At 39.6% G+C, this 10,321-nt stretch carries 6 protein-coding genes; 1 reads left to right on the top strand and 5 read right to left on the bottom strand.

Going from position 1 to position 10,321, the window contains the following annotated elements; genetic code table 11:
• Nucleotides 1–264: 264 nt before the first annotated feature.
• From FTV03_RS15735 to aspA, 5 genes are all read right to left on the bottom strand, one after another.
• Nucleotides 265–1,731 (bottom strand): adenylate/guanylate cyclase domain-containing protein, encoded by a 1,467-nt coding sequence (locus FTV03_RS15735; protein WP_180042105.1) that lies wholly within the window; start codon nt 1,729–1,731, stop codon nt 265–267.
• 61 nt (nt 1,732–1,792) lie between these two features.
• The gene (locus FTV03_RS15730; protein ID WP_067762788.1) at nt 1,793–2,227 is read right to left on the bottom strand and encodes an HIT domain-containing protein; all 435 of its coding nucleotides are present in this window, start codon (nt 2,225–2,227) and stop codon (nt 1,793–1,795) included.
• A gap of 223 nt (nt 2,228–2,450) precedes the next feature.
• A complete protein-coding gene (gene mfd / locus FTV03_RS15725; RefSeq protein WP_180042107.1) occupies nt 2,451–5,918 on the bottom strand; it encodes a transcription-repair coupling factor in 3,468 nt (1,155 codons plus the stop codon).
• 179 nt (nt 5,919–6,097) lie between these two features.
• Nucleotides 6,098–6,454, bottom strand: a complete 357-nt coding sequence (locus tag FTV03_RS15720) for a hypothetical protein (protein ID WP_168378608.1) — start codon at nt 6,452–6,454, stop codon at nt 6,098–6,100.
• Between the two features lie 334 nt (nt 6,455–6,788).
• A complete protein-coding gene (aspA, locus tag FTV03_RS15715) occupies nt 6,789–8,237 on the bottom strand; it encodes an aspartate ammonia-lyase (protein ID WP_180042103.1) in 1,449 nt (482 codons plus the stop codon).
• 423 nt (nt 8,238–8,660) lie between these two features.
• On the opposite strand from aspA, the gene putP reads away from it, so the two are divergent.
• A complete protein-coding gene (putP, locus tag FTV03_RS15710) occupies nt 8,661–10,163 on the top strand; it encodes a sodium/proline symporter PutP (protein ID WP_180042101.1) in 1,503 nt (500 codons plus the stop codon).
• The last annotated feature ends 158 nt before the right edge of the window (nt 10,164–10,321 follow it).

Below are 10,321 nucleotides of genomic sequence, written 5' to 3'. Positions count from 1 at the left end.
CGCAAGAGATGCGATGGATGTCTGATGATTTGTAGTCATAAATTTAAGTCCCCACTTGTTTCTAAGTGGGGACTAAATTAAGGCTTATAGGATGAATTCAGAAGGTGTGTTCAGCGGACGCTTACATCGTAACTGGCTTTTTATGCATAAAACTATTCAACAATTCAAAAAAAAAGAAGACGTTTTGATAAAAGAATGAATTGAGTTATTTTTACAATTTAAGGCAATACGATTAGATCTAATTTTTATAATGTATATGTGAAATTAAGAGTGAGATTCAGTTTTTTTGACTTCTTCGATCACTTCGTCTTCTAAATTCAGTTTAACAATACCAGCAGAGTTGGTCATTTTTTGCTGAGTTTGTAAGCGTTTAATCATACGTTCTAAAACATGTATTAGTTCAGGATATTCAAAGTTTTGTACTTCATCTAAGTTCAACAATAGATTAAAGCCTTTATATTCGTAATCGAACCAACGTTGATAATCTGTTTTCTGTGAGGTGTATTTTTCCATCACTTGCCAAGTACGTACTGGGCCTTTGATGCCTTTTAAGAAGATCGGTGCTTTAGGTGCACATAAATAGTCATTTTTCACTAAATGATGCGTATCGTCTGAAATCAAAATTTCATCGACTTCGGCCGCACTTTGCAATCGTGCAGCCAAGTTCGCATCACGACCCACGATGGTATATGCCATACGGTGAGCTGCACCATAGTTCCCAACGTGGCAATACCCTGTAGAAATACCCATACGAATGTGTAGCGGCGGATAACCCATTTTAATCCAGCGTTCACGCAGTAACTTCATTTGCTGACGCATGACCATTGCCATCTCTAAACAGGTTTTTGCATCTTGCTCTACGCCTTGGCTATGTGGATCACCAAAGAAGATTAGAATTGCATCCCCCATAAATTTATCGACAGTCGCTTCATACTGCTTGGCAATTTCAGTCATATGACTCAAATAGTCATTGAGTAGAAATGCTAAATCGTCTGGGATTAATGTTTCAGAAAGCTCGGTAAATCCTTGGATATCTGAAAAGAAAATCGTGAGTTTTTTACGTTTATATTCGATTTTAGCTTCAGACTCACCTTTCATAATCGATTGCCAAAGTTGCATTGGCGCATAACGACTCAATTGATTAGCGAATTCCATATAACGATTCATCTGATCATAATAGTGGTTCTTTTTATTGCTCAAAGACTGAACTTGGGTGTGTTGATAAAATGTCCCCACACTGAAATATGTAATAAGACACAAAAAACCTAGAACGGTTAACTCACTGCTGGTTGACTCAAAATATTCTTGAAAACCAAAGATATAAATATTACACAAATAAAATACAGTGACACCAACAATCCCAGCTAAGGACATCATTAAGAAATTAATTTTGTTATAAATGGTTGTATATAGCAGCGCAAAGACCGCAAGAAAGGTTAAAACGAGGCTTAAATGTACTGCAGACATTAGTACAGCAATTACTATGATATCGATCAGAAAAAGCACATTGCGCTTAACTTGATTGCTATATCGATAAATTAACCAATGAGAAAACTTAGGAACGACTAAAATCAGAAAAAATAAAAATACAGGAATATAGATTTGATATTGCGTATCTGGCTGAGTGTAATGATAGACAACAATCACCAAAGACAGCATGATATATCCCATCAAACGATGAAAATATTCAAACTGTTTAGGCTCTTTGCTGATTAAATTGTCTAACGGCACTCGATCGCCCCCATACGGACACTCATTCTTCTACTATCCTGATATTGTCCGTAAATCGGGATTAGTCCATACGCCAATCAAAAGGCATATCACCTTGACCACGTAGTGCAAGCATTAGTGTTTGGCGCATGTGTGCCAAGACATCATTGTTATAAGGAACTGCTGGCGTACCCCAAACTGGTTTCGGCCAAGCTACATCATTTTGATAACGAACAACATGATGAAAATGTAATTGTGGAACCATATTACCCAATGCAGCTACATTCATTTTGTCTGCACGGAATACACGTGACAATTGGCTTGATAACCAGCTTGATTCACGTAAAAACTGCTCTTGGTCTGCCTGACTTAATTCATAAAGCTCTGTAATTCCCGGAACACGTGGAATCAAAATAAGCCACGGGAATTGCATATCATTCATCAAACGACATGTTGACAGAGGAAAGTCGCCTACATAAAACGTATCTTGAGCAAGTTGTGGATGTAAACTAAACATATCTTTATAAATGATGCAAAATTAGAATGATGGCTAATACTATCACATCCTTATGGGTGTGAATATTCTGTACAGAACGTTTCATTACAAATAAACCGCATTTGAATAAAACGTTGCTTGCTTATGACTCTAATAAATTTTTCAAAAAAATCAAGCGTTTCTTCTATATAAAAAACACGCATAAAAATCTACTCATTCTAAACAAGCAATTTATACGCCAAATCTAGTGATTTGGCGCTAATTCCTTCAGTAAACTGTCTAATAAGTCATTTATAAATTGAATGCGTTTGTCATATTCTTCGAGCATGACCATCACTTTTAGACGCTGTCCACCTTCCATTCGGAAGAAAGTCGGATGCTTTTGCATCATTTGGATGATGGATATGGCTTGAACTGGTGTATCTGGCGAGAACTCAATACTGCCGCCATGTGAGCTGATATCAATTTTAGTAATACCCAATTGTTCCGCTTTTAAACGCAACTGATGGACAGAGAATAATTGCTTGACTGCTTGCGGCGGCAAGCCGAAACGATCAATTAACTCCATACGAATGTTATCGAGTTTCTCTTGAGTATCCGTATTACTAATGCGTTTATAGAACAATAACCGTTGATGTACATCACCTAAATAATCATCTGGAATTAAGGCTGGCATGTGCATGCTAATTTCAGCCGTTAATGACAATGGAGAGTCAAAGTTAGGCGTTTTACCTTTTTGAATGGCTTTGGTGGCTTTTTCAAGCATTTCCATATACAGGCTATAACCGATGGTTTGCATTGAGCCACTTTGCTGTTCACCTAGCAACTCACCTGCACCACGAATTTCTAAGTCTTCTGTTGCCAACATGAAACCGGCACCCAAAGTCGATGCACGAGAAATGGCATCTAGGCGTTTTTCAGCATCACCTTTTAGACCTTTGAGCGAAGGCACTAGTAAATAAGCATAGGCTTGATGGTGCGATCGGCCAACACGACCACGTAGTTGGTGCAACTGCGCTAGTCCCAGTTTATCTGCACGCTCAATCAAAATGGTATTGGCGTTTGGCACGTCAATCCCAGTTTCAATAATGGTTGAACACACCAGCACGTTATATTCTTTGTGATAGAACTGTTGCATGATTTGCTCTAGTTCACGCTCACGCATTTGACCATGTGCTACCGCGATACGTGCTTCAGGGACCAATTCACGTAAAGTTTCTGCGGTACGTTCGATGGTCTCGACTTCGTTGTGTAAGAAATACACTTGCCCGCCACGTAATAGTTCACGCAAGATCGCTTCTTTGATTGAATCTCCAGTATGCTCTTGTACAAAGGTTTTCACAGCAAGTCGACGTGCAGGCGGCGTTGCAATAATAGATAGATCACGCATGCCACTAAAAGCCATATTCAGCGTACGTGGAATAGGCGTTGCAGTTAGCGTTAGCATATCAACATCGGCACGTAAGGCTTTAATTCGCTCTTTATCACGCACACCAAAACGGTGCTCTTCATCCACGATCATGAGACCGAGATTTTTAAATTGCACGCTTTCCTGCAAGATTTTATGTGTGCCAATCACGATATCCACTTTGCCTTCTGCGAGGTCTTCAATGGTTTTGGTATGTGATTTTGATGAACCAAAGCGTGATAGGACTTCAATACGTACAGGCCAGTCCGCAAAACGGTCTTTGAAAGACTCGTAGTGCTGCTGTGCCAACAGCGTCGTTGGAACAAGTACAGCCACTTGTTTGTTATTTTGTACTGCCACAAATGCAGCACGCATAGCCACTTCTGTTTTACCAAAACCGACATCACCACAAACCAAGCGATCCATCGGCTTCGCTTGTTGCATGTCATATAGTGTCGCTTCAATAGCATTGGCTTGGTCTAAAGTTTCTTCATAGGCGAAGCCACTTGCAAACTGCATATTGAGGCTCTGATCCAGTTCAAAACCATAACCCGGTTTCGAATGACGACGTGCTTGAATATGCAAAAGTTCTGCCGCCACATCATGGATCTGCTCTAAAGCCTTGCGTTTGGCTTTAGACCATGCATCTGTGCCCAATTTATGTAATGGTGCTAGATCCGGGTCACCACCACTGTATCGGCTAATTAAATGCAGGTTTGTTACAGGGACATACACTTTGGCTGCATCGGCATAGTCTAACTGCAAAAATTCATGGTCTTGGTCATCGATACTCAAGGTAATTAAACCTGCATATCGCCCCACACCATAATCAATATGAACCACAGGTGCGCCAATACTTAGCTCGGTTAAACTGCGAACAAGGAACTCTTCTGATACTTCCTGTTGGCGTTTACGACGACGTTGAACCACACGGTGTTCATAAAGCTGATTTTCAGAAATTACACTGAGCTTGTCAGTTAGTAATAAACCACGATCTAAGGGAGCATTGGTGATCGCAATCGCATGCATAGAATGCATAAAATCATCAAAACTTTCGACCGTCGGGATATCACCCAAACTCGGACGCAACGCATCTTTTAAGGTTTCACGTCGACCTGCGCTTTCAGCCACCAAAAGCACCGGATAATTTGCCGCATCGATATATTGCTTAACCGCAGAAAATGGCTTTTCACGTTTTGGATCGACCGGTAAACGGGGTGGAATCTCAGCAGTAAGATTGATCACGCCATTACGTTCATCAAAAGCCTCAGGTGAAGCCACGATACGACGGCAGAGATTTAATTGTTCTAACACTTGATTTGGTTGTAGGAAAATCTGCTCTGGCGGCAAAATCGGTTGGTCGACATTATGACGGCGGTCTTCATAACGACGCACAATATCCGACCAAAACTGAATCAATGTGTCATCAATAGCTTTATCTGTAATGACAATGCCATTCTCTGGTAAGTACGAAAATAGCGTACTTTGCTCTCTCATGGCTTGTTCAGAGAAGAACAACGGAAAATAAAACTCAATACCCGGTGAAGCTATGCCATCTTGTACATCCTGATAAATTGGATTTTTCTTTGGATTTGCCGTCGGAAAATTTTCCGCATATCGATCACGAAATAGTGAACGTGCTTCTTTTAATGGAAATTCTTTTGCAGGTAAAACCGTAAAATGATCTAAGTTTTGGGTGGTTCGCTGAGTTTCAGGATCAAAGAATTTGAGGGTATCGATTTCATCATCAAATAAGTCAATACGAATCGGTGAACTTTGCCCCGAAGCGTAAATATCCATTATGCTGCCGCGCACTGCAAATTCACCATGATCATAAACGGTATCCACCAAGTGATAGCCCGCTTGTACTAATCTTAATTTTTGTTGTTCTATATCAAATTTTTGACCTACTTTAATATCAAAGTGTTCACCTAATACCCAAGATGCAGGCGCAACTCGCTGCGCTAAAGTTGTTGCTGAAACCAACAACACACCTTGCTGTGGCATATTGGACAAAATCGCCAAGCGCTCAGAAACGATGTCTTGATGTGGCGACAGCCGGTCATAAGGTAAAATTTCCCAATCTGGGAAAATAGTCGGCTTAATTCCGTAAAATTCCAGCTCACTTTCTAACTGCCCGAGATGCTGATTATTACGAGCAACAATCAGAAACAACTGTTTCGATTGTTTGCTAATTTCTTTAAATAATAATGCAGCAGATGAGCCTTGTAAGTTTCCGACCCACCGCTTTTCGCCAGCTTTGAGCTGTTTAAGATTGAGTTGTGAAATTTCTTGCTGGAACATGATGTAAATAGCTTTTAATGTTTTAATCACTTAGTGATCATATTAACACGATGCTTTTTACATTCCGAGATTTAAGCAACTATATACAGTGTTTTAACCAATATGGATTTGCGATTGTATTTTCTATTGATGAGTACCATTAACGCACCCATCAAACTCAAACACTGCAGTCCATTTACTTACTTACGATCACGGATGAATTGACGATAATAATCATTCAATAGTTTGACATAGAGTTTAAACTGCAACAGATTTTCTTCAGTATTGCCTAATCGTGCAACAAAGCGTTGATTTGCAATTTCCAAGTCTATTTTTTCATTGATAATCATTGCAGTCGCATAGAGCTGTTTTAAATCATCGAAATTTGTCATTTTTCTATTCGACAAATATTCCAGACGTTCAGACAAAGTATTTAAAACTACGCCTTCAATGATATAGCCCTGAGTTTCATCATATTGAATGTGGTGTTGTTCTAAGTAAAGTTGCTCAGGCGACTCTTTAGCGCCTTTGAATAAATCGACTAACTTATTAAACATCTGACTATCTACAACATGATAAAAAACCTATTGTACTTCGATTACGTCCTTTTTGGGGCAAGTTAAAGCTGTTCTGACTTTATCTATGCGCTAAATTTTTCATCCAAACGTTCATGGCTATATATAGAAAAATAATAGCTATCTTCAGTTTCTATAAAGCTCTAATCTCAACACAATACTTTCTTTTAGAAATTAAGTTCCTATTAGAGACTTAATACATCACTGCCATCAGATTAGTTCTCTAGCTTTACCACTGATTTCTTCAAATAAAAAACGAAGGATTAACCTTCGTCATTTACTCTTCATTTACTATTTAAGAGTCTTAAATAAGCATTTAACTCACTTGAGCCAGTGGCATACTAAATGGTGTCACTTCAGAAACTAAATTTTCAATCGAGAAAATTTCATCTAATTGACTTTCAGTTAACAGCTCTTGCTCTAAAACCACTTGGCGAATGGTTTTATTTTCGGCAATACATTGCTTACCGATTTCATCACATTTTGCATGACCTAAATATGGATCGAGTAAGGTCACGATTCCTACACTACGCATCACAGCATCAAAACATGCTTGCTCATTTGCCTGAATCCCTTGAATGCATTTGCTGTCTAATGTTTTTACGGCATTCACCAAAAGCTCAATCGATTCATTCATGGACAATGCAATCACCGGCTCCATGACATTTAATTGTAATTGCCCTGCTTCTGCGGCTAAAGTGATGGTTAAATCATTCCCCATTACTCGAAATGCAATTTGGTTGACCACTTCTGGGATCACGGGATTGACCTTTGTAGGCATGATCGACGAACCTGCTTGTAACTCAGGTAATCGAATTTCCGCTAAACCTGTACGTGGCCCAGAACTTAAAAGACGTAAGTCATTACAAATTTTAGAAAGTTTGACAGCTAAACGTTTTAAGCAACTCGATAATAAAATAAATACGCCACAATCGCTGGTTGCTTCGACATAGTCTTCTGCACCTTGCAATTTTAGACCGGTCAAATGAGCTAGATTTTCAACGGCCTTGGCCGCATAACCTGCAGGAGAATTCACGCCAGTACCAATTGCTGTCGCACCTAAATTAATTTCCAATAAAAGCTGTCGATTTTGCTCAATCAACTTCAAATCTTCTTTTAATAATGTTGCAAATGCACGGAACTCTTGCCCCAAAGTCATCGGAACTGCATCTTGTAACTGTGTACGCCCCATTTTGATGACATGTTTAAACTCATCAGCTTTAACATGTAAGCTTCCGATAAGTTGATTTAGCACTACAAATAAAGCATCAAAAGCACTATATGTCGCTAGACGCAGCGCTGTTGGATAGACATCATTGGTGGATTGTGACTTATTGACATGGTCGTTGGGATGAATCCTTTGATAACTGCCTTTCGCATCTCCGAGCGATTCAAGGACAATATTGGCAATGACTTCATTGGCATTCATGTTAATAGAAGTGCCTGCTCCACCTTGATAAATATCAATTGGAAATGAATCTGCCCATTGTTCTGGATGATCAATCAATGCATCACAGGCCTGCTGAATCGCTTGGCGAATATCATCTTGTATTAAGTTAAATTGGTAATTTGTTTCTGCTGACGCTTTTTTTACCTGAGCAATAGCGCGTACAAAGTTTAAATTTTGTCCGACATGCTGCTTTGATATTTGAAAGTTTTCGATGGCACGCAATGTATGTATACCGTAATAACATGACTGCGGGACTGCTTTATCCCCCAATAAATCATGCTCTATTCTCGTTTTTTCCATTTGAACCGTTGTCACTGCGCATTCCCTCTAATTACGCACCAAGACTGTGCATACCTCATATTCGACCTGTTCAAATCATCTCACTACAGATGATGTGATGCACATTTGCAACCAAATATTTCAAATGCACATTTCTTGTTCACCATGTAACATTGTGTAATTTTTACCTAATTTCATTAGTTCTCTTTTTGTGATGAAAAGTCTTAGGTAGATTTACTTAACAAAATTTAAATTCCCTTCTGGACAACATTTCAACAGTACAATAAAAAATTCGATTTGTAATAAGAAAAAATAGTGTTTACACAAAATATACATAAAATATGCTTAAAGGTTACAGAGTGTAATTTTTAAATCGTGCTTGAATCTGCGACTTACGACAGAAGTACAAATTTTCATCTAGGACAGAGATGATTTGCTTTCATTAAGGACGAACCGCCTATGAGCCATTTAAACCCGACATTAGTCACCTTTATTTTTTATATTCTTGCAATGCTTGCCATTGGTTTGTATGCCTACAGAGCTACGCATAACTTTGACGAATACATTTTAGGTGGACGAAGTTTAGGAAGTGTTGTGACTGCACTTTCAGCAGGTGCATCCGACATGAGTGGTTGGCTACTCATGGGTCTCCCTGGTGCAATTTATCTATCTGGTCTTTCCGAAGCTTGGATTGCAATCGGCTTAATTATCGGTGCTTGGTTGAACTGGTTGATCGTTGCTGGTCGCTTGCGTGTTCATACCGAATATCAAAATAATGCCCTGACCCTGCCCGATTATTTCACGAGCCGTTTTGCAGACCGTAAAAAGATTTTACGTATCATTTCAGCTGTAGTGATTTTAGTGTTCTTTGCGATTTACTGTGCTTCTGGCATGGTGGCTGGCGCACGACTTTTCGAAAGTTTATTCGGTTGGAACTACACAACAGCACTGTGGATTGGTGCAATTGCAACCATCAGCTATGTCTGTATTGGTGGATTCTTAGCGATCAGTTGGACCGATACTTTCCAAGCGGGTCTGATGATCTTTGCACTGCTGATCACACCGATCATCACCTACCTTGCTTTAGGTGATAACAGTCAAAATCTTGCTGCTATTTTGGAAACAGCTCGCCCGCAAGCTTCTAATTTATTTGAAGGTTTAAGTACAGTTGCGATTTTATCCAGCATGGCGTGGGGCTTAGGCTATTTTGGTCAACCGCATATCTTGGTTCGCTTTATGGCAGCCGATTCTGTTAAATCCATTCCAAATGCACGACGCATTGGTATGACATGGATGATCCTGTGTCTAGGCGGTGCTGTAGCAGCGGGTTATATCGGTATTGCTTACTTCCAAGTTCACCCAGAACTGGCAAGCGTCGTTAATGCCAACCCTGAAACGGTATTTATGGAATTGACTAAAATTCTATTCAATCCGTGGATTGCAGGGATTATTTTAGCCGCAATTTTAGCTGCGGTGATGAGCACACTCAGTTGCCAGTTATTGGTGTGTTCAACCACCTTGACGGAAGATTTGTACAAAGGTTTTATTCGTAAAAATGCATCGCAAAAAGAATTGGTTTGGATTGGACGTGCGATGGTCTTGGCAATTGCCGTATTTGCAATCACCTTTGCAATGAACCCTGCAAGTAAAGTTTTAGGCTTAGTAGCTTATGCATGGGCAGGTTTCGGTGCTGCATTTGGCCCGCTGATTATTCTTTCATTGCTGTGGAAACGTATGACGCTTAACGGAGCAATCATTGGCATGATCGTGGGTGCTGTGACTGTCATCGTGTGGAAAAACTACTTAGGCCACCTTGGTTTATACGAAATCATTCCAGGCTTTATTTTCTCTGCGATCAGTATCGTTGTGGTGAGCTTATTGAGCAAAGCACCTGAAGCTGAAGTTGTTGAACGCTTTGAAAAAGCCGAAGCGCAATATCAAAAAGAAATGTCTGAAATCTAAAATTTTTGACACTAAAAAAGGGGCTAAATGCCCACTGCTGTCCCACAATTTTTCACAAGAGGAAGCTCATTTGAGCTTCCTCTTGTTTTATGGGTATTTTATCGGGTGAAAATAAAGCTTTTAAAGTTCTTCTTTCAAACAAATTCACTTGAATTATT

The sequence above is a fragment of the Acinetobacter sp. YH12218 genome, assembly GCF_013417925.1.
GTDB classification, from domain to species: Bacteria; Pseudomonadota; Gammaproteobacteria; order Pseudomonadales; family Moraxellaceae; genus Acinetobacter; species Acinetobacter amyesii.
The sequence above is the reverse complement of the archived record's forward strand: the minus strand, read 5'-3'. Positions and strand labels throughout refer to the sequence as shown.

Coding starts and splice junctions, on each gene's coding strand:
- FTV03_RS15730 (WP_067762788.1), bottom strand. CDS start 2,227: ATGTTTAGTTTACATCCACAACTTGCTCAAGATACGTTTTATGTAGGC.
- mfd (WP_180042107.1), bottom strand. CDS start 5,918: ATGTTCCAGCAAGAAATTTCACAACTCAATCTTAAACAGCTCAAAGCT.
- FTV03_RS15720 (WP_168378608.1), bottom strand. CDS start 6,454: ATGTTTAATAAGTTAGTCGATTTATTCAAAGGCGCTAAAGAGTCGCCT.
- putP (WP_180042101.1), top strand. CDS start 8,661: ATGAGCCATTTAAACCCGACATTAGTCACCTTTATTTTTTATATTCTT.